Origin of the sequence: Xanthomonas phaseoli pv. dieffenbachiae, from assembly GCF_008639345.1 — a bacterium.
Lineage (GTDB): Bacteria > Pseudomonadota > Gammaproteobacteria > Xanthomonadales > Xanthomonadaceae > Xanthomonas > Xanthomonas phaseoli.
Map to the genome: position 1 here is coordinate 1,798,118 of NZ_CP041380.1, position 22,402 is coordinate 1,820,519.

Below are 22,402 nucleotides of genomic sequence, written 5' to 3' on the forward strand. Positions count from 1 at the left end.
GCGCTATCGTCGGTGATCCCGTGCGCCCGTGCTTCGAGTGAGGAGCGTGCTGGTGACAACAGTCCTTGGTGCAGGCTCACGCCGGTTGCAGATAGCCATCCAGTGCCGCACGCACCACGTACAACATGTCCGTGCGCGGTACCGGTCTGGTCAGGCGCGTCACCAGGCGCCGCGCCTGGGTGTGGCGCACCCACGGCTGATCCTGCAGCCATAGTTGGGTCTGCAGCATGTCGGCGCGCTCCCTGCGGCTTTCTGCCGAAGGCACCACACGGCTGTGCAGATACTGCCGGGCTTCGGCCAACGAACGCGACCATTCGATACCAGGCAGCGCCGATAACCAAAGATTCGAGCACGATGCGGCAGTGAGCGTTTGCCGGGCTGCTAGCATGCGCAGCAGCGCAGGACAGTCGGCATGCAGGCGCGCCATCACCGCGGCCGGCACCACGGCGCGGTAATAACGCTGCAGCAACAACAGTGGCGGCAACGCCCACCATGGCGGCATGGCGCTGTCTTCCCACAAGTGCTCCCAATCGCGCGGGCCCATGCGCGTTGCCAGCAAGGCAAGGTCATGCAGATGCATCAGGCGAATGGTGCGGTGGCAGATGCCGCCGGCCGCATGCAGCAGCAGATGACACATCAATGCGCCGATCGATGGATAGGGGTTCAAGCCCGGTTGCGGCCGCTCCGGCTGGATTCTTGCAGTGATTTCCACAGTCCGCACCGGCAAGCGCTCCTGGATGCGCGTGTGCAGCTCGATATTGATCGGCGCATCTCGGTGTTCGCCCAGTCCGGCCACTGCCTCGCCGTGCTGCGGCTTGAAGACCTGGTGCTTCCACTGCTGGAAGGAAGCGACATAGCCGAGTGCGCACAACAACGCCGCCGCTGCAGGCGCGTCGTCGGGTTCCACCAGCAAATCGAGATCGGCCATTGGGCGGTCGCCAGGCAGATACACCCCCAATCGATGCAAGGCGGCGCCCTTCAGACCCACCAGCGCAATGCCCTCGTTGCGGGCAGCGGCATCGATACGCGTCAGCAGCAGCGCAATACGCCGATGGCGGTCCTCGACATGGCTGCGCTGTTCGCCCAGGAAGGCATTCCATTCGGCGTTCTGCCACAACGAGCGGCGCTGCAACAGTGGCGAAATGCCGTGCGCGGCCGCCGCCGCTGCCGCCAGCTGCCACTGCAGCCGGTCCCATTGCGGCACTGCATCGCCCGGCTGGGCGAGCTCCACAGCCAGCCGTTCGGTCGCCGTGTGCAGGCGGTGCTTGATGGTGCGAAGGGAAGGGGGCATGCGCGTGGTCCGGTCAGACAAAGTGTCGAAGGAAGCGTGTGGGAACGATCGAGCGCTAGCCCACCAGGACGGTGCTCAGTTGCCGTGGCTGACGCGCAGCACCGGGGGGCATCGGCTCGCTGCGGTGCCGGCTTTCACCGGCGATCAAGGCAGACCAGCGTGCTTCCAGTTGCTCCGACGCCTGCGTGAACGCGTCCGCCGTCATCGCAGCACGCGCCTGTTGCAGATCGACCTGTGTGTGCAGCAGATCGCGGACGCTGCGATAGAACTCGGAGTCGTACGCGCCACGGAACATCATCGCCAGGTCGTCGCTATCCTGCCAATGCGTCTTGCTGCCCAGCTGATTCTTCACTTCCTCGTAGAACTTGGTGCCGGGCAGGGGATACGACACGCTGACTCCGATGATGTCCGGATTGGCCTGCGTCACCAGTGCGCGCGTGGCCAGGATGTCGTCGAGCTCCTCGCCCAGATAGCCCAGCTGGATGAAGAAGCCCACGCGGATGCCGTGCGTTCCCAGGCGCTCGCGCGCGGCAATGACCTCGCCGACCTGGGTGCCCTTGGTCATCTTGTCGAGAATGCGCTGGCTGCCGCTTTCCGCGCCGATCCAGGCCTCCACGCAACCGGCGCGCGCCAAGGCTGCGGCCATGCGTTCGCTGGTAAGGTCGGCGCGGGTCTGGATGGTGAAGGGAACCGCGCCATCGGCATCGCACAAGTGCTGCGCAAAGGTCTCCACCCAATCGATATGGAAGCCGAAGATGTCGTCGGCCATCCAGATATGGTCGGGGCGAAAGCTGCGTTTGAGGTGAATCATTTCGGCGGCCACCTCTTCGGCGCCACGCCGCTTGTAGTGATTGCCCCAGATCGGCTTGGCGCACCAGTTGCAACGGAATGGGCAACCGCGCGAGGCGGCCATGTTCAAGCTGAAATGGCCATGCCGTTGTTGCCAGAAGTGCCGGTAGCGCGGCATGTCGACCAGGTCCCATGCCGGCAGGCCGCTCAGGCGTGCGTCCGGTGGTTGCGCGCCGGGGTGCACGCGCGTTGCCGCCGGCTGGCTGGTGGCAATTTGCGCAACCCCTGCCAGCCAATGCTCGGTGTCGATATCCGGCGTCGCTTCGATGCGTTCGAGCAACGAGATCAACGGGGCGATGCCTTCGCCGATCAACACCGCATGCGCGCCTGCGGCCAGGAACGCGTCCGGGTTGTCGGACGCATCCGAGCCGGCCACCAGCACGCGGCAGCCGGCGGCACGGGCCTGCGCGATCATGCGGCAGGCAGCCTCGCGCATCCGGCTCAGGCACATCTTGGTGAGGAAGTTGAAGTTGTCTTCGTAGAACACCACCAGCTCCGGCCGCGCAGCGTGCAGCGCAGCGGTGTAGTCCTCTACATCGTCGGCCAGCATGGCATCGAACAGGCTCACTGCATGCCCACGTTCGCGCAGCAGCGCTGCGATCTGCAGCGTCGCCAATGGCGGATACGGCTTGCCGCGCTCCCATTGCTTGGGGTCGTAACGCAGGAAATACGAATGACTGACCTGGATCTTTACCATCTGCACAAGGCTCTCGTTCTCTCGCCAGGCGGGCGCAGCAGCGGCGTGCGCAGGCACCGGCATTCGGCTCGGCAGTAGGTGCGCATGCATGGGGCTTTGGTTGCGTCGCGTTGCATGCGGGCATGGCTTGGGCGAGGCAACCTTTCTGCTGAAACGCGGCACCCATCGGCTGATTCAATGCATCGGATGAAGGCATGCCGCAGTCGGCTGCACGGGCGCAACACACGTCGTTGAGCGATGGCTCCGCTGCCATCGCCACACAGGCAGCCGTAGCGGCAGATCCGTTCGGCGAACGTCGTCCGCGGCGGTTGGGCGTGCGCCGGCAGATTCTCGGGGCGCTGTTCCATTTCCAGAGCGATAGCCAAGCATTGTTGGGGCTTGTCGATGCCGCCTACGCGGGTTTGCCTGCGCATCGGTTGCCGGGCGCTCCGGAATTTCATGTCACGCTGGACCTGCTGCCACGTGCGCCGGGCCGCACCGATGCCGAGCCGCCTCCTGTGCGCACGCACGCCAGCGGTGGCCTGCTGTGCGGTGTCATGGATGCCTGCAATTACCTGATGCTCTCGGTGCCACAGCGCCGCGCGATGCTGATGGTGTCCGAGGACATGCTTGCCCACGCGTATCACGTGCGTTACGAATTGATCGAATTCGCCGTGTTCCTGCTGGCTGCGCGCGGCATTGGGCTGGTGCCGCTGCATGGTGCTTGTGTGGGGCACCGCGGACGCAGCGCGTTGCTGCTTGGCGCCAGCGGTGCGGGCAAATCGACCTTGGTCTTGCACAGCCTGTTGCATGGCCTGGACGTTGTCGCCGAAGACGGTGTCTTTGTGGCGCCCGATAGCCTGCTCACCACCGGTGTGGCCAATTTCCTGCACCTGCGTGCCGAAGCGCTGGGCCTGGTCGATGCGCCCACGCGTGCGTGGATCAGCGCATCGCCGGTGATCCGGCGCCGCAGCGGCGTAGAAAAATTCGAGGTCGATCTCCGCCATCGCCACGCGCATCTCGCGCCCAAGCCCATGCAGTTGCATGCGGTCGTGATGGTGTCCAGGATGCCGGCCATCGCATCGACACAGCGCCTGGTCGCGGTACCTGGCGAGCACGTCGCCGCCTGCCTGGCCCACGATCAACCCTACGCCGCCGGTCAGCCCGGCTGGCAGCGCTTTGTCGAACAGGTGCAGCGCATCGGCATGTTCACCTTGCACCGCGGCACGCATCCGCAGGCATCGGTGGATGCGCTGCTGCAGCTGTTGCAATGAGTGGTTATCTGCAAGCGTGCTGGAACGCCATCGGCCGGCAGATCCTCATCGCGCACCAGCGCCTGCAGGTTGCGCACGAATGAGCAGCCGGCGATGACCGACGGCCGGCGCATGCGCGCGGCATTGCACCAGTTCGCGAGCACTCTGGTGCCGGCAGACATGCCGACAATTGCACTTTACGTCGCCTTGTCGCTGGCTGCCGCGTTGGCCGGAAGCGTGGTGGCGGTGTGTCTACTGCCGCTGGTGCAGCCAGGCCACAGCGTGCAACTGGCGGGCTATCGCCTGGCCTTGCCAGGCGGGCTTGCGATGCAGGCGTGCGTGTTCATTGCGGTGAGCCTGCTGTTTGCCGTGTTGCGCTGGCACAGCGCACGGCTGGCCGCGCAGCTGACCAGCCGCTATGCCATCGGTCTGCGCGCACGTGTGCATGCGGCATTGATCGATGCACCATTGCCGGCCTTGTCCGGGGCAAGCTCGGCAGAAATCGCCAACGTGCTCACGTACAACATCGAGATCGCCACGCAAGGCTTCAGCGCCGTGCTGCAGCTGCTGGTCGCGGCCATCACTGCACTGGTGAGCGTGTGCATCGCGGTGCTGATCGCACCTGCGCTGTTGATCGCCGCCCCATTGCTGGCGGTGCTGGCCTGGTTGGGTCTGCGCTTCTCCAGCAGTCGCGCACAGGCACGCATTAGCCGCGCGTACGTGGCGGACATGACCCAGCTGTTCTGGCTGAGCGAAGATTTTCCGCGTCGCCTGCGCCACGTGCGCTCGTTTCAGCGCGAAGACCTCGAAACCCGCCATTACGAGCGCATTTCCGAGCGACTGGGGCACGGGTATGCGCAACAGCAAGCACTGGTCGCCGGTAGCCGCCTGCTGCTTGAACTCACCGTGGTGATCGTCATCGCCGGCATTTTGGTGCTGGCCAATCGATGGCAGGGGGGCGATCGTGCTGCGCTGATCACCGTCAGTCTGTTGCTCGGCCGTTTGTTGCCGTACCTGGTCACCACGCGGCAGAGTCTTCAGCAGTTGCGTTCGGCGTGGCCGGCGCTGCAGCTGTGGCGCCGCTATGTCGACCTGGGCGCTGCGCGGGTACATGTTCCGGAAACAATGGCCGAACCACTGCCGGCTGCGCTGCATATCGAACACATCGGGCTGGCGTTGCCGCTGCCCCAACGCGCGATCGAATCGATATTGCTGGTTCCAGGCCGGATGACCCTGGTGGTCGGTGCTTCCGGCGTGGGCAAGAGCAGTCTGATGGATGTGCTCTCCGGCCAGACGCCGCCGGCGCAGTTCGTGGCGCACATGGGCGGACGTCGGCTGACGTTCTCCGCGTATCGGCATCTGGTGCGGCACAGCGCCTACATCGGCCAGGGCGTGCGGCCTTGGCAGCACACAGTGCGCGAGTGCCTGCAGTGGGCGCTGCCCGGTGCCTCTGATGCACGCATGTGGGAGACGCTTGCGGATGTCGGCCTGTGTGCACGGCTGCAGCGCGATGCGCACGGTCTGGACACGCCGATTCATGCGCAGGGCGGGCGCCTGTCCGGCGGCGAGTTGCAACGCCTGCTGCTGGCGCAGGTGTTGCTGCGTCGGCCGACGCTGGCCGTCCTGGATGAAGCAACCAGCGCCCTGGATGCCGATGCCGAACATCAGGTGCTGAGCACCCTGCGCGCACGCCTGCCGCAAAGCGCGCTGGTGGTGGTGTCGCATCGCACCAGCCTGGCCGCGGTGGCAGACCGCACGGTGACACTGGGCAGCGCACCTCTCGAACCGGGACATGCCGGGACGAGGGAACTGGCACAGCACGGCGCACGATGACGCGTTATCGGCTGGCAACCAGTCGGGGCGATCACCCCGGGGTAGAGGGTGACGCAGCGGCTTGTGGCGATGGAGCGGTGGCGGATCAGATCCGCCGGCTGCTGCCTGATCCGCTATTGCTGACAGGACCGCGGCCGTTGCCAGGCACGCACCGAGGTGCGCCAATTCCCACCCAACACAGTGGCGTACACACCTGGCGGTTGCGCAGGCGTTTCGTCATCCGCACTCACCTGCAATGTCTTCCAGTGTCCGATTGCGCGTGCGCGGCCCGAATGCGGCAATCACGCTTGCCACGATCGACATGCTGAGCGCGATGAAGGCCAGCACCCCATGGCTGCCAACCTGCGTCAGCAACCAGCCGATCAGCACGCTGCTCACCGCCGTGGACAGGCGACTGAAGGAATAGCAAAAGCCCACGGCACGGGCGCGCAAGCCGGTCGGGAACAGCTCGGCCTGATAGCCGTGATAGGCAAAGCTCATCCACGCGTTGCAGAACGCGACCATCGCCCCGCACAGCACCATGCCGACGGCCTGATGCTGCAACGCGAACAGCCCGCCAAACAGAACAGCGCCCAGCGCCGATGCGGTGATCTGCCATTTGTTTTCCCAGCGCTGCGCAAAACGCAGCAGCAGCAACGGCGCCAGCGGGTAGGCCAACGAGATCGCAAACGCGTAGGCCAGGCTTTTGGTCACCCCGGCCCCGGCGCCTTGCGCCGAGATCAGCGCAGGCAACCAGTTGCCGAAACCGAAGAAGCCGATCGCCTGAAATACATGGAAGACGATCAACATGCCGATGCGCCCGCGATACGGCGCACGCCACAGTGGCGTGCTGGGCATCACACCGGCCGGCGCGGGTGTGGCCGCCTGCGGTGCGGGCAGTGGCGCACCCACATCGCGCGTGCAGCGCGCTTCCAGTTTGGTCACCACTGCATCGGCTTCCGCATGGCGGCCGTGTGCGGCCAGCCAGCGCGCCGATTCCGGCAAGCGGCTGCGCAGCCACCAGATCGCCAGCGCAAACGCGCCGCTGAGCAATACCACCCAGCGCCAGCCGCTCACCCCCAGCGGCGCAGACGGCACCAACATCCACGCGGTCAGCGCGACCGTCGGTACCGCCAGAAATTGCACGAAAAATGCAAATGCAAACGCCGCACTGCGCATGTGCCGCGGTACCAGTTCGGACAGATACGTATCGATGGTGACCAGTTCGATTCCCAACCCGATGCCGACCACAAAGCGCAGCACGATCACACTGCTGGCAGTGCTCTGCAGACCCATCGCCACGGTCGCCGCGGTGTACCAGATCAAGGCGAAGGTAAACACCGGGCGACGCCCGAACCGGTCGGCAAACGGGCTCAATAGCGCGGCACCGACAAACAACCCAAGGAAGGTGGCCGCCGCAAATGCGGCCTGATCGGACATGCCGAACGCCCCGTCCGCGCCACTGGCAAAAATGCCGTCGCCAATCAGGCCGGGGCTGATGTAGGCGGTCTGGAACAGGTCGTACAACTCGAAGAACCCGCCCAGCGCCAGCAACCCCACCAACCGCCACAGCGTGGCGCTGGCCGGCAGCCGCTCGATCCGGGCGGCGATCTGCGCCGAAGCCGAGGGCTGTTCGGGGGACGCTAAAGGACTCGAAGACATGGGCAGGCAAAGGCGCAAACAGGGCGGCGTCATCATAGCCAGCGTCCGGATGCCACAGCGGGCGCGCTTCGTCGCGCAGTCGATGCGTTCGTCTGTGGCGGGAGGGCATTGGGTATTCAAGGTGCGCCCCGCCGACCAAGGAGCAGCGCGCTGCACCGCAGCCGCAAGCGCAGCGCCCCTGCCGACAGCAAGCTCAACAACGCCGCAGTCGCGAGTCGGGCAGGGCCGTACGCCCGATGCGTTGTCCGACTGCTGGAATGCTGTAATCCCTCACGGCACCCAACGAGCCGCTGGCAATGCCGCCGGGCCAGCCCCATCTCTGGCATATCACTCTTCCCGGAGTCATTCGATGACCCCCATTTCCGTGCTTGATCTGGCGCCGGTCTGCGAAGGCAGCGACACCACCCACGCCTTCGCCAACATGCTCGATCTGGCCCAGCACGCCGAGCGTTGGGGCTATCAGCGCTACTGGCTGGCCGAACACCACAACATGCCGGGCATCGCCAGCGCCGCCACCGCAGTGCTGATCGGTCACGTCGCCGGCGGCACCAAGACCATTCGCGTGGGTGCCGGCGGCATCATGTTGCCCAACCACGCGCCGCTGCAGGTGGCCGAACAATTCGGCACGCTGGCATCGCTCTATCCGCAGCGTATCGACCTGGGCCTGGGCCGCGCGCCGGGCACCGATCAGCCCACCGCCCGCGCATTGCGTCGCTATTTCGACAGCGCCGATCACTTTCCACAGGACGTGGCCGAATTGATGCGCTATTTCGCGCCGGCGGTGCCGGGGCAGCTGGTACAGGCCGTGCCCGGCGCCGGGCTGGAGGTGCCGGTGTGGCTATTGGGATCGAGCCTGTTCAGCGCACGCCTGGCCGCCGCGATGGGCTTGTCGTTCGCGTTCGCCTCGCATTTCGCGCCCGACGCGATGGACGAAGCGGTGGCGATCTATCGGCGCGAATTCCGCCCGTCCGCACAGCTCGCCAAGCCGCACGTGATGCTGGCCCTGAATGTGGTGGCGGCCGAGACGCATGCGCAGGCGCAGCGTCTGTTCACCACCCAGCAGCAAAGCTTCGTCAATCTGCGGCGCGGCAAGCCGGGCAAGATACCGCCGCCCATCGACGATATCGGCAGCTTCTGGCAGCCGCATGAGCGTGCCGGCGTGGAGCGTGCACTGGCCTGCACGGTGCTTGGCGATGCCGAGCAGATTGCGCGCAGCGTGGCCGAGTTCATCGAGCGCCACACGCCCGACGAGCTGTTGTTCACCGCCAACATCTACGACCACGCCGCGCGTCTGCGCTCCTTCGAAATCGCCGCTGCCGCGTGCCGCGAGCTGGACGTGACCTTGGTGTGATTCACGTCGCTTTGCGCGGCGATCCGCTGTGATGCATGCACATCCATTGGGAAGACCGGCATGCAATTTCAGGAACGCAGCGAGAGCATCAGGCAGTTGGCCGAATTGATTCGCGGGGTGGACATCGCGATGTTCACCACCGTCTCGGCCGACGGCAAACTGGTGAGCCGCCCACTGGGCACGCAGGAAGTCGAGTTCGACGGCGACTTGTGGTTCGCCACCGCCGCCGACAGCCCGAAAGTCGCGGAAATCGCCGCCGATCCGCGTGTCAACGTGGCCTATGCGTCGGCCTCGAAGAACACGTATGTCTCGGTGGCCGGCACCGCGCGCGTGGTCCACGACCGCACCAGGATCGATGAGCTGTGGTCACCGGCGATGAAGGTGTTCTTCCCGGGCGGCAAGGACGACCCGAACCTGCGCTTGATCCACGTGCGTGCCGAATCGGCCGAATACTGGGACGGCCCCAGCGGCCTGCTCGGCAAGGCGCTGTATTTCGTGATGACGGCGGTCACCGACGATACCGGAAGCCTGTCGGACAACCGCGTGGTCGATCTGAAGTAACTGCGTCGAAGACGACGCGCCGGACGCGCTGCGCTCAGCGCCAGGCGTCCGGCCACCAATCGCGAACCAGGTCCACCAGCTGATCGGAGGTGACGCCGAACACCGCCACCGAGATCAGCGCAGCTGCCCAACCCACCAGCATCAGCGCACCGTCGCGCTCGAGCAGGGCCAACGCGAACAGCAGCAGGATCAGGCCGAAAATATAGTTGGTGAAGGGAATCGGCAGCGTCAGCAGGATGCCGACCAACACCAGTAGCAATCCGGTGAGGAGCTGCGCCGGCATCCGGTCCAGCATGCCGTGCAACCGCGGTTTGAGCAGGCGATCCAGGCGTTGCAGCGTCGGTCCCAGTTTGGCCACGAAGCGTTGGCTGGTCCGACGGCGCGGCCCACGTTCACCGATGAAGCGCGGTACCCACGGCTTGCGCAGGCAGCACATCATCTGCAACCCGATCAGGATGGTCAGTGGCCCGCTGATGCCACCGGCGACGCCAGGGATCGGAATGAACGAGGGCAGGATCGCAAGAAACAGGAACACGCCGAAGGCGCTTTGCTGCAGGTCGGCCAAGATTTCGCGAACGCGCAACACCTGGTCCGGATCGCCTTCGCTGAAGGCTGCCAGCAAGCTGCGGATGCCTTCGTTGCGGTAGCGCATCTGCTCGCTGGCATCATCGCGCGGCGCACTGCCGTCACCCGACGATGTCATCGCTGTCCTCGTCGCCCACCCGGCGCAGCAGCAACTTGTCCACGCGCGCACCGTCCAGGTCGACGATCTCGATGCGCCAGCCGGCCCAATCGAAGAATTCGCCGGCCTGCGGAATGCGCCCGAAATAGTAAATGCACAGGCCCGCGAGCGTGTGGTAATCGCCTTCGTCGGCGTCGGGCAGTTCGGCACCGAGCACTTCGCGCAGTTCTTCCACCGGCAGCGAACCGTCGATCAACAGCGAACCGTCCGCGCGCGTGACTACCAGCGCGTCTTCGTCGGTATTTTCCACCGCCTGTAGACGGCCGACCACCGCGCCCATCAGGTCGCTGATGGTCACCAGGCCACGGATCTCGCCGTACTCGTCCACCACCAGCGCCATCGACTGCTGTTCTTCGCGAAAGATTTCCAGCAGCTTCATTGCGTGCGTGGATTCGGACACGAACAAGGTGTCGCGCAGCGCCTGGAACAGGTGCGCGCCGTGGCCATCCATGCGCGTGACCAGCGATTTGACTTCCAGTACGCCGGCAATGTCCTGATCACTGCCGCGGTATACCGGGTAGCGCGAAAATTCGTGTTCGCGCATGACCTGGAGATTGCGTTCCGGCTCGGCGTTGGCGTCCAGCCAGGCGATGCGGTTGCGCGGGGTCATCAGGCTGTCGGCGGTGCGATCGCCCAACCGCATCACCCGATTCATCATGTCGCGCTCGTGCGCGTCGATCACGCCGGCCTCGTGGCTTTCGGCCACCAGCATGCGGATCTCTTCTTCGGTGACCGAGGCCGACTCGTCCTTGCCCATGCCCAACATGCGCAGCACCAGCCGGGTGGAGCGCGCCAGCACCCATACACCGGGCGCGGCGATCTTGGCCAGCCAGGCCATCGGCACCGCGACAACGCCTGCGATGTCTTCGGAATTGCGCAGCGCCAGCCGCTTGGGCACCAGCTCGCCGAAGATCAGCGTCAGGAACGTGATCAGCGCCACCGCCAGGGTGCTGCCGATCACCACCGAATACGGGCGCGGCTTGCCGACCAGTTCGAACGTGCCCGCCAAGGCCGGGAACACCCCCTGCAGCCAGCTGGCAATGGCTTCGCCGATCGCCTCGCCGCCGAACACGCCGGTCAGGATGCCGATTAGGGTGATGCCGATCTGAACCGTGGACAGGAAATTTTCCGGGCTTTCGGCCAGTGCCAGGGCCCGCGCGGCGCGCTTGCTGGAACCGGCCATCTGCTTCAGGCGGCTCTTGCGCGAGGTCATCAACGACATCTCCGACATGGCGAAGAAGCCGTTCAGCACGATCAGGGCGATGACGATCAAAAACTCAACCACGGGCGTCTTCCCCGGTCAGTGAAGGGGAGGGCGGGAGAGCATTGGGGCTACCGGCGGGCGCACAGGCCGGGCGGCAACACGGGGGGATAGGGTCGTCTTCCATAGGGTGCGCCCGAAGGCGCGCAGGCATGTTAGCAAACCCCAGGGTGGTTCGAGCCGGGAAATGTCGATGTGAAGGCCGCTCCCGGCGCGAGATACCCAGAGAGGTCATGGAACGGTCATAATTCGCGCCTGGCGCCGTCTCTCCCTCGACGGCAGGAAGTTGTCCACCCATGTTCTCGTTGCAGACCATCTTCGGTTCCGGCAAGCAGTTCTATGCGCTTCTGAACGAAGCGGCGCAGGCCGCCTACGACAGCACCAAGGCGTTGCACGCCATGATGCGCGAGTCCGACCGCCAACCGGCGCTGGACGCCTTCAAGCTGGCCCGCCTGCGCGAACGCGCCGCCTCCGATAAGATCGGCCAGGCGCTGGTGGACAGCTTCATGACCCCGATCGAGCGCGAAGACATCGAGGCGCTGGGGTCGGCGCTGTACAAGATTCCCAAGCAGGTGGAGAAGTTCGCCGACCGCTACTCGCTGGCGACCAAACACCTGGAACACATCGACTTCGCCCCGCGCGCGGCGATGCTGGAGCAGGCCGCCGCGGTGGTGGTGGAGATGGTGGCCGACCTGCCGCACATGAACATCGACCGCATGACCGCGCTCAACGACAAGCTGCGCATGCTCGAGAACGAAGCCGACCGGCTGATGCTGGAGCTGTATCGCGACATCTATTCCGGCCGCCTGGACACGTTGCAGATGTTCCTGCTCAAGGAGTTCTTCGAGATTCTGGAAAAGGCCATCGACCGCTGCCGCGAGGCCGGTGTGGTGGTCTACCAGATCGTGCTGAAGAACAGCTGAGGTCGCCGCGTGCTTACCTTAGTTCTGGTGGTGATCCTGGCCGCGTTGGTGTTCGAGTTCATCAACGGCTTCCACGACACCGCCAACTCCATCGCCACCGTGGTCGCCACCAAGGTGCTCTCGCCCGGTTGGGCGGTGATGCTGGCCGCCGGCATGAACCTGATCGGCGCGCTGACCGGCACCGCCGTGGCGCTGACGATCGCCTCGGGCCTGCTCAATACCAACGTGGTCGAGGTCACCCCGCAGGTGATCCTGTGCGCGCTGCTGGGCGGCATCATCTGGAACCTGATCACCTGGTGGAAGGGCCTGCCGTCTTCGTCCTCGCATGCCTTGATCGGTGGGCTGTGCGGCGCCGGCCTGGCCGCGGCGCACAACAACTGGGACGCGCTGATCTGGTCGGAAAACATCGGCAACTGGGCCAAGAACAAGGGCCTGTTGTGGAAGGTGTTCGTGCCGATGATCACCTCGCCGATCGCCGGTTTCGTGCTCGGCATCGTGGTGATGGTGTTGCTGTGGGCGATCATCGCCGGCATGTCCAAGCTCGGCGGCCCGATCGGGCGGCTGGCGCGGCCGCGCTGGGTCAATGCGTTCTTCGGCAAGGCGCAGATCGCCTCGGCCGCGTACATGGGCTACGCGCACGGCCACAACGACGCGCAGAAGACCATGGGCATCATCGCCATGACCCTGATCGGCGCGCAGTCGACCGGCGCGCTGGACGACCTGCCGGGCTGGCTGTCGTTCCTGCATCCGGGCACCGGCCTGGCCGCCGGCGCCGGTATCCCGATGTGGATCGTGCTGACCTGCGCGGTGGTGATGGCCGCAGGGACGGCGTCGGGCGGCTGGAAGATCATCAAGACGCTCGGCCACAAGATGGTCAAGCTGCACCCCATCCACGGCTTTGCCGCAGAAACCAGCTCGGCGACGGTGCTCACCGTGGCGGCACATTTCGGCATGCCGGTGTCCACCACGCACAGCATTTCCACCGCCATCATGGGTGTGGGTTTTGCCAAGAACCCGCGTTCGCTGCGGCTGGGCGTGATCGAGCGCATCGTCTGGGCCTGGATTCTCACCATCCCGGCTGCTGGCGGCGTGGCGTATCTGATCCTGATGCTGTTCGAGTTGTTCGGCTGGACCTGAGCGGTGCCGCGCTGCGGTCACGCACCGTCGGCAGACTGCACTGCCGTTGCCGTATCGGCCTGTTTCCGGTAGGTTGCCCGCATGCCATGAGTGAGACCCTTTCCCGATGATGCTGGCCCTGGTGTGCGTGTTGTTCGGGTTTGCCTGGTTGATCGACCGCCGCGGATTGCGGCGGTTTTCCCGCGGATTGGGCTTGGCCAGCTTGCTGCTGGTGTTCGCGGTGGGGTGCGGTCCGTTGCCCTCCTGGATGTTGCAGCACCTGCAGCGCACCGGGGTCAACGACTTCAACGCGTGGGGCGCGCGCAACGTCATCGTGTTGCTGGGTGCCGGCACCGTGCGCCCGGAAGGTCGCGACGCGGTGGCCGAAGCCAATCTGTTCGCCTACGGCCGCATCGTCGAATCGGCACGGCTGTACTGGCAATGCCGGCACAGCGGGGGCGATTGCAAGATCGAGATCAGCGGCGGCGATGCACGCGGCCTGGGCCTGTCCGAAGCGGTGGTCTACCAGCGTGTCTTGCTGGGCCTGGGCATTCCGCGGGCAGATCTGATCATGGAGCCCTCGAGCATGAACACCTGGCAGAACGCGCAGTTCAGCCAGCCCTTGCTGCGCGCCTACCGGCCCGATCGCATTGCGCTTGTGTCCTCGGCCACCCACCTGCGTCGCGCAGACTTGTATTTCCGCCATTTCGGCATCGAGGCTACACCGGTGCGCGCCGACTGGCTGACCGCCACGTGGTCGATCCTGCCGCAGAGCTACAACTTCACCCTGGCCGATGTGGCCCTGCACGAATACCTGGGCATTGCGCGCTATCAGGTCTACCAGTGGTTGGGATGGAATGTGCAGGCTAGCGAGCCTGGTGCGTTGTGATTGGGAAGCCGGGATTTCGGATTGGGGATTCGTAACAGCTGGTGCGCTGCTGGATCTGCTTGGCTGATGTACTTGCGACGGTGCTTGCCAGTTCCAGATTGACGATGGCAACGCAGATGCGCAGCACTCGGAAATGGTGGGTCTGGCCCATGGCCTGGTCGCCGGCCGCGTGTGCGGCCGGCGCTGGCTGCGCTCAGCGCGTTTGGTACATCGCCTTGACGTCGCTGCGGAACGCGGCCTGGCTGTCGGCGCGGTTGTAGAACATGTGGCCGCCGGGATATTCGCGCACCTGCACGCGCTTGCTGTCGCTGCCCATGGCCGGCATCTGGTCCACCGTCAGGACCGAACCCATGAACGGGCAGGAGAGGTCGTTCCAGCCGTGCGCGATCAACACGCGCAGCTTCGGATCGATCGCCACCGACTGACGCAGCTGGGTCACTGCGCCCTTGCGGAGTTCGTCGTTCCAGTCCCAGAGCTTGTTCACGTCGTAGTTGAGCGCGCGATACTGCGCATCGATCTTCCAGCCGACCACGCGGGTCACGAAGTCCACCATTGCGGTGGTGGTGGGCGCAATGATGCTGTCCAGCAGCGGGTCGTTGGCGCGTTGTTCGGCATCGTTGGGAAACGGATCGAAGGCGGTCACGTTGGAATCGTAACGGCTGCCCAATTCGCCCTTGTCACGAAACACCTCGCGCAAATAGGCCTGGGTTTCCAGGCGTCCGCCGGAGCGCCGCACGTACGCTGGGTCCAGCCCGGTCATGCGGGTGACCTGCTGCAGCATCGCCTCGGTAGCCTGCGGGTCGGTGCGTCCTTTCATCAGCGCCACCGCGTAATCGCCGCGGGTATAGTCGATCACCTGGCGCATCGCGCTGTCGCTGAGCTGGCCCTGGCGCTCCAGGTGCGCGGCAGCGATCGAGGGCAGCGTCAGCATCCATGCCAGGGGCGACACATCGCCGTTGTCGTCCAGGGTCGGGTTGAGATACGGCGACACCAGTACAACCCCGTTCATCGCCACGCCCAGCTGCGTCTGCAGATAGTGGGTGATGCGCGGGCCGCGGAAGCCGCCGTAGCTTTCGCCGACCAGGTATTTGCGCGCCTGCAGGCGGCGGTTCTTTAGCAGCCAGTCGTAGATCACCCGCGAGAGGTATTCCACATCCGCCTGCGGGTTGTAGAACTGCTTCTTGGCATCGTCGTCGCCGATCAATGCGCGGCTGAAGCCGGTGCCGACCGGGTCGATGAAGACCAGGTCGGTGAAGTCCAGCCACGTGCCCGGGTTGTCGCGCAGCGTGGCCGGTGCCGAGGCACTGTCGCCTTCGGCGCCGAAACCGACGATCTTCGGCCCGATCGCGCCCATGTTGAGATACACCGATGCGGCGCCCGGCCCACCATTCAATGCGAAGGTCACCGGGCGGTCCTTGCCGTCGACGGTGTAGGCGGTGAACACCACCTCGCCCGTGGTCTTGCCCTGCGCATCGCGTACCGGCAACGTGCCGACGGTGGCGGTGTAGCTCAGGCTATGGCCGGCCACCCGTGTGCTCTGGCGCACGCTGGCGTCGGCCGGCAAGGGCGCCTGTTTGGCGGCAGCGGCATCGGGTTTGGCATCGCTTTTATCGGCCTTGTCTGGCGCATCGGCCAGCGCTGGCCCGCTGAATAGCACGCAGGCCAGCAGGCCGGCACGGAGAAAGAAGGGCATGGGCATCGGGGTGGGAGCAGGGAAGCGCCGATGCTAGGCTGCTGCAGAGCCCGGTGAATGTGCAGGAAGGCATGGATGTCGCGCGGACTGCCGCCTCAAGGGGCTTCGCCCGCCACCTCACCCCAACCCCTCTCCCGGCGGGAAAGGGGCTTTAGGCCGTGTACTCGTTGCCGCGCTCGATACAGCTCGACATTGCAGCAACGACGTGCGGAGGCGGCAGCGCTGCTGGGAGTTAACGGCAAGGGGTGCCGATATTCCGCGACGGTGAATCGGACAGGATGTTTGCCGAGTCAAATAGCAAGTCCCGGGGCCCACTTGCCCCTTGCCGAAGCCGGCGACCGATCGCCCGCGCTTGCACGCGCCCGCATGCCAATCCTCGCCCCAACCCCTCGCCGACGGCAGAGGGGCTTTCGCTTGTTGGGGCTTCTGAAACTTCCGGTGTCCTCAAACTTCCAGCGAGGCCAGATCGCCCTTGGTTTCCAGCCACTGCTTGCGGTCGCTTGCGCGCTTTTTGGCCAGCAGCATGTCCATCAACGAACGCGTTTGCTCGCCGTCGTCGATGGTCAGCTGCACCAGCCGGCGCGTGTCCGGGTGGATGGTGGATTCGCGCAGCTGCTGCGGATTCATTTCGCCCAGGCCCTTGAAGCGGGTCACGCTGATCTGGCCCTTCATCTTCTCGCGCGCGATCTTGTCCAGCAGCGTGGTCTTTTCCTCTTCGTCCAGCGCGTAGAACACCTGCTTGCCCACATCGACACGGAACAACGGCGGCATCGCCACGAACACGTGGCCGGCAGCGACCAATGCGGGGAAATGCTGCAGGAACAGCGCAGTCAACAGCGTGGCGATATGCAGGCCATCGGAGTCGGCGTCGGCCAGGATCACCACCTTGCCGTAGCGCAGCCCGGTGATGTCGTCCTCGCCCGGGTCGCAACCGATCGCGATCGCCAGGTTATGCACTTCCTCGGAGGCCAGCACGCTGCCCGACGCGACTTCCCAGGTGTTGAGGATCTTGCCGCGCAGCGGCAGGATCGCCTGGAAATCCTTGTCGCGCGCCTGCTTGGCCGAGCCGCCGGCAGAATCGCCTTCGACCAGGAACAGTTCGGTACGCGACAGGTCCTGGCTGATGCAATCGGCCAGCTTGCCGGGCAGGGCGGGGCCCTGGGTGACCTTCTTGCGGACGATCTGCTTTTCGGTCTTCAACCGTGCGCTGGCGCGGTCGATGGCGATCTGCGCGATCTTCTCGCCGATCTCCACGTTCTGATTCAAATACAGGCTGAAGGCGTCGTGCGCGGCGCCTTCGATGAAACCGGCGGCTTGGCGCGAGGACAACCGCTCCTTGGTCTGACCGGAAAACTGCGGATCGGTCATCTTCAGGCTGAGCACGAAGGTCACCCGGTCCCAGACATCTTCCGGTGCCAGCTTGACGCCGCGCGGCAGCAGGTTGCGGAAATCGCAGAACTCGCGCAGCGCATCGGTCAGGCCCGAACGCAGGCCGTTGACGTGGGTGCCATGCTGCGCCGTGGGGATCAGGTTGACGTAGCTTTCCTGCACCAGCTCGCCTTCCGGCACCCAGGCCGCAGCCCAGTCGACGATCTCGGTGTCTTTCTTCAAGCTACCGACGAATAGGTCGGCCGGCAGCAGTTCGTGCTCGGCCATCTCGCCTTTCAGGTAATCGCGCAGGCCGTTTTCGAAATACCAGCTGTCCTGCTCGCCGGTGGCCTCGTCATGCAATTTGACGGTCAGCCCGGGGCACAGCACTGCCTTGGCGCGCAGCAGGTGCCGCAACGCACGCACATTGAACTTGGGCGTGTCGAAATATTTGGGGTCGGCCCAGAACCGCAGCCGCGTGCCGGTGTGTTTCTTGCCGACGGTGCCCACCACTTCCAGCTTGGACGCGGCATTGCCATCGCGGAACTCCATGCGATGCTCGCTGCCCTCGCGCTTGATGAACAGCTCGACCTTGGTCGACAGCGCATTGACCACGCTCACGCCCACGCCGTGCAAACCACCGGAGAAGGTGTAGTTGCGATTGCTGAACTTGCCGCCGGCATGCAGCCGGGTCAGGATCAGTTCCACGCCCGGAATCTTTTCTTCCGGATGGATGTCCACCGGCATGCCGCGGCCGTCGTCGGACACTTCGCAGCTACCGTCCTTGTACAGCGTGACTTCGACCTGCTTGGCGTGGCCGGCCAGCGCCTCGTCGACCGAGTTGTCGATCACTTCCTGCGCCAGATGGTTCGGGCGCGCAGTGTCGGTATACATGCCGGGGCGGCGTTTGACCGGGTCCAGGCCCGACAGCACTTCAATATCGGCGGCGTTATAACGGGTGTTCATGCATCTCGTCGGCACGTGAAACGACGCGCAAGTGTGGGGGCTGAGCCGATTTTTTGCACGCGACCGGCGTTCAGTGGAGGGCCGGGCAGCATTGGCTACCCTGGCGTTGGTTTCGGAATCAAACGTCCCCACCTGAGGATGTCACCGAAGCCAAAGAGGACGCCATGAAGTTCAAGCACATCCTGATGCTCACCCTTGGTGCGGCCGCAGTCGCAGCGCTTCCCGCCATGGCCCAGGCCGCTCCGCAGCAGACCGGACAGGGCGCGGCTGCCCAAAAGGCCGACGACGCCAAGGCCAAGACCGAAGCCGAGCGCAAGGCCGAACGCCGTGCCGCCGCTGCCGCGCAGAAGCCCAAGGCCGACAGTGCGCCGCGCGAGGAAGAGGAAGAAGAAAAGCCTGCACGCTGATCGCGCGGTCTAGCGGCCAGGTGCCACCGACGCCCCGGCATTGCCGGGGCGTTTGCTTTTTGGATCGGCCAAGGAGGGCGACTCAGCAGCGGCCCTGCTGGTCGTAGCCGCTACCGGGAGTGGCATGCGGTGCGCGTGCATTCCGGTTCCTGCATGAAGCTAGCAACTGCCCGTGGTGGCTGTCAGCCGCTCAGGGCGTGCGCGGCATGCACTGTTTCAACCTGTGATGACCTCGTCGTCACGCAACCCTTGGGCATTCGCCCGTCACCCGCTAAACTATGGCTTTCCGGGAGGCTTCAAGCCCCATGACCCCCCTGATTTTCGTTACCGGCGGCGTAGTGTCCTCGCTAGGCAAGGGCATTGCCGCCGCTTCGCTTGCGTCCATTCTCGAAGCGCGTGGCCTGAAGGTCACGATGATGAAGCTGGACCCGTACATCAATGTAGACCCGGGCACGATGAGCCCGTTCCAGCATGGCGAGGTCTACGTCACCGACGACGGTGCCGAAACCGACCTGGATCTGGGTCACTACGAGCGTTATGTGCGCACGCGCCTGTCGCGCAAGAATTCGGTGACCACCGGCCGCATCTACGAGAACGTCATCCGCAAGGAGCGCCGTGGCGATTATCTGGGCGCCACCGTGCAGGTGATTCCGCATATCACCGACGAAATCCGTCGTTGCATCGACGAGGCCACGGCCGGGTACGATGTCGCGTTGATCGAAATCGGCGGCACCGTGGGCGACATCGAATCGCTGCCGTTCCTGGAGGCGATTCGCCAGGTGCGCACCGAGCGCGGCGCCGAAAAGGCCATGTTCATGCATCTCACGCTGGTGCCGTACATTGCTGCGGCCGGTGAGTTGAAGACCAAGCCGACCCAGCATTCGGTCAAGGAACTGCGCTCGATCGGCATCCAGCCGGATGTGCTGCTGTGCCGGTCCGAGCAGGCGGTGCCGGATTCGGAGCGCCGCAAGATTGCGCTGTTCACCAACGTCTCCGAGCGCGCGGTGATCAGCTGCCCGGATATCGACGTGCTGTATGGCATGCCGCTGGAGTTGCTGCGCCAGGGACTGGACGAACTGGTCATCGACCAGTTCAAGTTGCGCGACAAGGTGGCCGCTGCGGATCTGTCGGAGTGGGCGGCAGTGGTGGACGCGGTCAAGCATCCGCTGGACGAGGTCAACATCGCCGTGGTCGGCAAGTACGTCGATCACCAGGACGCCTACAAGTCGGTGGCCGAGGCGCTGCGTCACGGCGGCCTGCGTCAGCGCACCAAGGTCAACCTGAAGTGGCTGGAAGCGCAGGATCTGGAGGGCAGCGACATGTCTGCCCTGCAGGATATCGACGGTATCCTGGTGCCGGGCGGTTTCGGCGACCGCGGTTTCGAAGGCAAGGTGCAGACCTCCAAGTTTGCGCGCGAGCACAAGGTGCCGTATTTCGGCATCTGCTACGGCATGCAGGCGGCAGTGGTGGACTATGCCCGCCACGTCGCCGACCTGGATGCAGCCAACAGCACCGAGAACGATCGCCAGTCGCCGCACCCGGTGATCGGCCTGATCACCGAATGGCGCACCGCCACCGGCGAAGTCGAAAAGCGCGACGAGAAATCCGACCTGGGCGGCACCATGCGCCTGGGCCTGCAGGAGCAGCGCCTGAAGCCGGGCACGCTGGCGCGCGAGGTGTATGGCAAGGACGTGGTGGCCGAGCGGCATCGTCACCGCTACGAGTTCAACAACCGCTACCGCACCCAGCTGGAAGATGCCGGCCTGGTGATTTCCGGCAAGTCGATGGACGATACCTTGGTGGAAGTGGTGGAACTGCCGCGCGATGCGCACCCGTGGTTTTTGGCCTGCCAGGCGCATCCAGAATTCCTGTCCACCCCGCGCGATGGGCACCCGCTGTTCATCGGCTTCGTGCGTGCGGCGCGCGAGAAAAAGGCGGGCGGGAAGTTGTTGAAGGAAGCGCGTGCGTGAGTTGTTCCTTCTCCCGTTGGGAGAAGGCAGTACTTCGCAACCGTACCCTCACCCCAACCCCTCTTCCGGTGGAAGAGGGGCTCAAATCAAAAAGCGCGAGGCAGCTCCCTTCTCCCATCGGGAGAAGGTGGCGCGAAGCACCGGATGAGGGTGCGCCGCAACGCACCGGAAGATGGCAGCCATGACGCGCGCGTCGCTACGCGCCAGCCAGGGCAAACCATTTTGCTTCACCAGCACTTCGCAACCGTACCCTCACCACGACCCCTCGCCCGGCGGGAGAGGGGCTTACTCAATTAGGTGACCTGATGAAATTGTGTGACTTTGAAGTCGGCCTGGATCAGCCGTTGTTCCTGATTGCCGGCCCCTGCGTGATCGAGTCGATGCAGTTGCAGCTCGACGTGGCCGGCAAGCTCAAGGAGATCACCGGCAAGCTCGGCGTCAACTTCATCTTCAAGTCGAGTTTCGACAAGGCCAATCGCACCTCCGGCACCAGCTTCCGTGGCCCGGGCCTGGAAGAAGGCTTGAAGGTGCTGGACGCGGTGAAAAAGCAGATCGGCGTGCCGGTACTCACCGACGTGCACGAATACACCCCGATGAACGAGGTCGCGGCCGTTGTCGACGTGCTGCAGACCCCGGCGTTTCTGGTGCGCCAGACCGACTTCATCAAGAACGTCTGCGCCGCCGGCAAGCCGGTGAACATCAAGAAGGGCCAGTTCCTGGCGCCGTGGGACATGAAGCCGGTGGTGGACAAGGCCAAGTCCACCGGCAACGAGCAGATCATGGTCTGCGAGCGTGGCGCGTCCTTCGGCTACAACAATCTGGTCAGCGACATGCGCTCGCTGAGCGTGATGCGCGACACCGGCTGTCCGGTGGTGTTCGACGCCACCCACTCGGTGCAATTGCCGGGCGGGCAGGGCAGCAGTTCCGGTGGTCAGCGCGAGTTCGTGCCGGTGCTGGCGCGCGCGGCGGTGGCGGTCGGGATTTCCGGCCTGTTCGCCGAAACCCACCCGGATCCGTCCAAGGCGCTGTCCGATGGTCCCAATGCGTGGCCGCTGGATCGCATGGAAGAATTGCTCGAAACCCTGATGGAGCTGGACACCGTCACCAAGAAGCATGGGTTTGCGCGCTTTGCGTGAGTTCTGATCGACGCGTGGCTTCTGCAGCGCACCGCCAGGATCGGCGATGGCGCCACTGGCCGTGGGGCTGGTGGGCACTGGCCACGTCGATCGCGGCGTGGGCGTGCCTGGCGGTCATGGCCGTTCTGTTCAGCGCCAGCATCGGCATGCCGGGCGATGGCGACCATGCCATGCAAGCCACGCGGCTGCCGCTGCGCATCACGGCGATCATGGCCACGACGGCCGCCATCGGGAGCCTGGTCACCGGCTCGGCTGCGTTGCGGCTGGGTCGCCAGCCGGGCGCAGCGATCGCCGCGCTGATCTTGCTGTTGATCTTGCTGCTGCTGTCTGGTGTGTCGCTGCTGGGCTTGATGGCGTAGCGGTCCGCCTGCGACGTACTGCGTGTAGCGGCGACATGCGATTTGGCAATGGACCGGTGTGCAGCGATAATCCGGCAGCTTGTTTCCGGTGTACTTCCCCCCTTACTGGTAACCGAA

Annotated in this window: 18 protein-coding genes; 11 read left to right on the forward strand and 7 right to left on the reverse strand. The window is 65.0% G+C overall.

The window, feature by feature from the left end:
- Positions 1–76: 76 nt before the first annotated feature.
- Both FLG15_RS08330 and FLG15_RS08335 read right to left on the reverse strand, forming a co-directional pair.
- The gene (locus FLG15_RS08330; RefSeq protein WP_057678597.1) at positions 77–1,291 is read right to left on the reverse strand and encodes a nucleotidyltransferase family protein; all 1,215 of its coding nucleotides are present in this window, start codon (positions 1,289–1,291) and stop codon (positions 77–79) included.
- A 55-nt stretch (positions 1,292–1,346) separates the two neighbouring features.
- Positions 1,347–2,900 (reverse strand): B12-binding domain-containing radical SAM protein, encoded by a 1,554-nt coding sequence (locus FLG15_RS08335; RefSeq protein WP_057678598.1) that lies wholly within the window; start codon positions 2,898–2,900, stop codon positions 1,347–1,349.
- A 131-nt stretch (positions 2,901–3,031) separates the two neighbouring features.
- Here FLG15_RS08335 and FLG15_RS08340 point away from each other — a divergent pair, with 131 nt between their 5' ends.
- Complete coding sequence (locus tag FLG15_RS08340; protein ID WP_150145828.1) at positions 3,032–4,090, forward strand: phosphoenolpyruvate carboxykinase (ATP); 1,059 nt, start codon at positions 3,032–3,034, stop codon at positions 4,088–4,090.
- A 93-nt stretch (positions 4,091–4,183) separates the two neighbouring features.
- On the forward strand, positions 4,184–5,902 hold the full coding sequence (locus FLG15_RS08345; protein WP_057678247.1) for an ATP-binding cassette domain-containing protein: 1,719 nt from the start codon (positions 4,184–4,186) through the stop codon (positions 5,900–5,902).
- Positions 5,903–6,118: 216 nt separating this feature from the next.
- On the opposite strand, the gene FLG15_RS08350 is transcribed toward FLG15_RS08345, so the two are convergent.
- The gene (locus FLG15_RS08350; protein ID WP_057678246.1) at positions 6,119–7,543 is read right to left on the reverse strand and encodes an MFS transporter; all 1,425 of its coding nucleotides are present in this window, start codon (positions 7,541–7,543) and stop codon (positions 6,119–6,121) included.
- 349 nt (positions 7,544–7,892) lie between these two features.
- Here FLG15_RS08350 and FLG15_RS08355 point away from each other — a divergent pair, with 349 nt between their 5' ends.
- Positions 7,893–8,894 carry an LLM class flavin-dependent oxidoreductase gene (locus tag FLG15_RS08355; RefSeq protein ID WP_057678245.1) on the forward strand — a complete coding sequence of 334 codons (1,002 nt, stop codon included), beginning with the start codon at positions 7,893–7,895 and terminating at the stop codon, positions 8,892–8,894.
- 60 nt (positions 8,895–8,954) lie between these two features.
- Positions 8,955–9,455 (forward strand): pyridoxamine 5'-phosphate oxidase family protein, encoded by a 501-nt coding sequence (locus tag FLG15_RS08360; RefSeq protein WP_150145830.1) that lies wholly within the window; start codon positions 8,955–8,957, stop codon positions 9,453–9,455.
- A gap of 34 nt (positions 9,456–9,489) precedes the next feature.
- Here the strand turns inward: FLG15_RS08360 and FLG15_RS08365 are convergent, their stop codons facing one another.
- Both FLG15_RS08365 and FLG15_RS08370 read right to left on the reverse strand, forming a co-directional pair.
- Positions 9,490–10,158 carry an exopolysaccharide biosynthesis protein gene (locus FLG15_RS08365; protein ID WP_039569354.1) on the reverse strand — a complete coding sequence of 223 codons (669 nt, stop codon included), beginning with the start codon at positions 10,156–10,158 and terminating at the stop codon, positions 9,490–9,492.
- Positions 10,142–11,482, reverse strand: a complete 1,341-nt coding sequence (locus tag FLG15_RS08370) for a hemolysin family protein (protein ID WP_017155087.1) — start codon at positions 11,480–11,482, stop codon at positions 10,142–10,144. Before FLG15_RS08370 ends, FLG15_RS08365 begins: the two co-directional genes overlap by 17 nt.
- Positions 11,483–11,754: 272 nt before the next feature.
- Between FLG15_RS08370 and FLG15_RS08380 the strand changes: the two genes are divergently transcribed.
- The 3 genes from FLG15_RS08380 (at position 11,755) to FLG15_RS08390 (ending at position 14,386) form a co-directional block, all read left to right on the forward strand.
- Positions 11,755–12,381 carry a DUF47 domain-containing protein gene (locus FLG15_RS08380; RefSeq protein ID WP_017155088.1) on the forward strand — a complete coding sequence of 209 codons (627 nt, stop codon included), beginning with the start codon at positions 11,755–11,757 and terminating at the stop codon, positions 12,379–12,381.
- A gap of 9 nt (positions 12,382–12,390) precedes the next feature.
- On the forward strand, positions 12,391–13,518 hold the full coding sequence (locus tag FLG15_RS08385; protein ID WP_057678243.1) for an inorganic phosphate transporter: 1,128 nt from the start codon (positions 12,391–12,393) through the stop codon (positions 13,516–13,518).
- 106 nt (positions 13,519–13,624) lie between these two features.
- Entirely contained in the window at positions 13,625–14,386 is a 762-nt protein-coding gene (locus FLG15_RS08390; RefSeq protein ID WP_039570082.1) for a YdcF family protein, read from the forward strand.
- Between the two features lie 193 nt (positions 14,387–14,579).
- On the opposite strand, the gene FLG15_RS08395 is transcribed toward FLG15_RS08390, so the two are convergent.
- Positions 14,580–16,079 (reverse strand): S10 family peptidase, encoded by a 1,500-nt coding sequence (locus tag FLG15_RS08395; RefSeq protein WP_057678242.1) that lies wholly within the window; start codon positions 16,077–16,079, stop codon positions 14,580–14,582.
- 444 nt (positions 16,080–16,523) lie between these two features.
- Entirely contained in the window at positions 16,524–18,413 is a 1,890-nt protein-coding gene (gene parE, locus FLG15_RS08400) for a DNA topoisomerase IV subunit B (protein WP_057678241.1), read from the reverse strand.
- Positions 18,414–18,577: 164 nt separating this feature from the next.
- Between parE and FLG15_RS08405 the strand changes: the two genes are divergently transcribed.
- The 4 genes from FLG15_RS08405 (at position 18,578) to FLG15_RS08420 (ending at position 22,285) form a co-directional block, all read left to right on the forward strand.
- A complete protein-coding gene (locus FLG15_RS08405) occupies positions 18,578–18,820 on the forward strand; it encodes a hypothetical protein (protein WP_008571226.1) in 243 nt (80 codons plus the stop codon).
- Positions 18,821–19,125: 305 nt separating this feature from the next.
- Positions 19,126–20,790 carry a CTP synthase gene (gene pyrG / locus FLG15_RS08410; protein WP_039570086.1) on the forward strand — a complete coding sequence of 555 codons (1,665 nt, stop codon included), beginning with the start codon at positions 19,126–19,128 and terminating at the stop codon, positions 20,788–20,790.
- Positions 20,791–21,095: 305 nt separating this feature from the next.
- Complete coding sequence (gene kdsA / locus FLG15_RS08415; RefSeq protein WP_003481823.1) at positions 21,096–21,926, forward strand: 3-deoxy-8-phosphooctulonate synthase; 831 nt, start codon at positions 21,096–21,098, stop codon at positions 21,924–21,926.
- A 116-nt stretch (positions 21,927–22,042) separates the two neighbouring features.
- Complete coding sequence (locus FLG15_RS08420) at positions 22,043–22,285, forward strand: hypothetical protein (RefSeq protein WP_057678249.1); 243 nt, start codon at positions 22,043–22,045, stop codon at positions 22,283–22,285.
- Positions 22,286–22,402 lie beyond the last annotated feature (117 nt).

What these genes read in the sequence shown, in the direction of transcription:
- FLG15_RS08360 (WP_150145830.1), top strand. Translation starts at nt 8,955, where the DNA reads ATGCAATTTCAGGAACGCAGCGAGAGCATCAGGCAGTTGGCCGAATTG.
- FLG15_RS08355 (WP_057678245.1), top strand. Translation starts at nt 7,893, where the DNA reads ATGACCCCCATTTCCGTGCTTGATCTGGCGCCGGTCTGCGAAGGCAGC.
- FLG15_RS08345 (WP_057678247.1), top strand. Translation starts at nt 4,184, where the DNA reads ATGACCGACGGCCGGCGCATGCGCGCGGCATTGCACCAGTTCGCGAGC.
- FLG15_RS08390 (WP_039570082.1), top strand. Translation starts at nt 13,625, where the DNA reads ATGATGCTGGCCCTGGTGTGCGTGTTGTTCGGGTTTGCCTGGTTGATC.
- kdsA (WP_003481823.1), top strand. Translation starts at nt 21,096, where the DNA reads ATGAAATTGTGTGACTTTGAAGTCGGCCTGGATCAGCCGTTGTTCCTG.
- parE (WP_057678241.1), bottom strand. Translation starts at nt 18,413, where the DNA reads ATGAACACCCGTTATAACGCCGCCGATATTGAAGTGCTGTCGGGCCTG.
- FLG15_RS08335 (WP_057678598.1), bottom strand. Translation starts at nt 2,900, where the DNA reads ATGCCGGTGCCTGCGCACGCCGCTGCTGCGCCCGCCTGGCGAGAGAAC.
- FLG15_RS08365 (WP_039569354.1), bottom strand. Translation starts at nt 10,158, where the DNA reads ATGACATCGTCGGGTGACGGCAGTGCGCCGCGCGATGATGCCAGCGAG.
- FLG15_RS08405 (WP_008571226.1), top strand. Translation starts at nt 18,578, where the DNA reads ATGAAGTTCAAGCACATCCTGATGCTCACCCTTGGTGCGGCCGCAGTC.
- FLG15_RS08395 (WP_057678242.1), bottom strand. Translation starts at nt 16,079, where the DNA reads ATGCCCTTCTTTCTCCGTGCCGGCCTGCTGGCCTGCGTGCTATTCAGC.
- FLG15_RS08340 (WP_150145828.1), top strand. Translation starts at nt 3,032, where the DNA reads ATGCCGCAGTCGGCTGCACGGGCGCAACACACGTCGTTGAGCGATGGC.
- FLG15_RS08350 (WP_057678246.1), bottom strand. Translation starts at nt 7,543, where the DNA reads ATGTCTTCGAGTCCTTTAGCGTCCCCCGAACAGCCCTCGGCTTCGGCG.
- FLG15_RS08380 (WP_017155088.1), top strand. Translation starts at nt 11,755, where the DNA reads ATGTTCTCGTTGCAGACCATCTTCGGTTCCGGCAAGCAGTTCTATGCG.
- FLG15_RS08420 (WP_057678249.1), top strand. Translation starts at nt 22,043, where the DNA reads ATGGCCGTTCTGTTCAGCGCCAGCATCGGCATGCCGGGCGATGGCGAC.
- pyrG (WP_039570086.1), top strand. Translation starts at nt 19,126, where the DNA reads ATGACCCCCCTGATTTTCGTTACCGGCGGCGTAGTGTCCTCGCTAGGC.
- FLG15_RS08330 (WP_057678597.1), bottom strand. Translation starts at nt 1,291, where the DNA reads ATGCCCCCTTCCCTTCGCACCATCAAGCACCGCCTGCACACGGCGACC.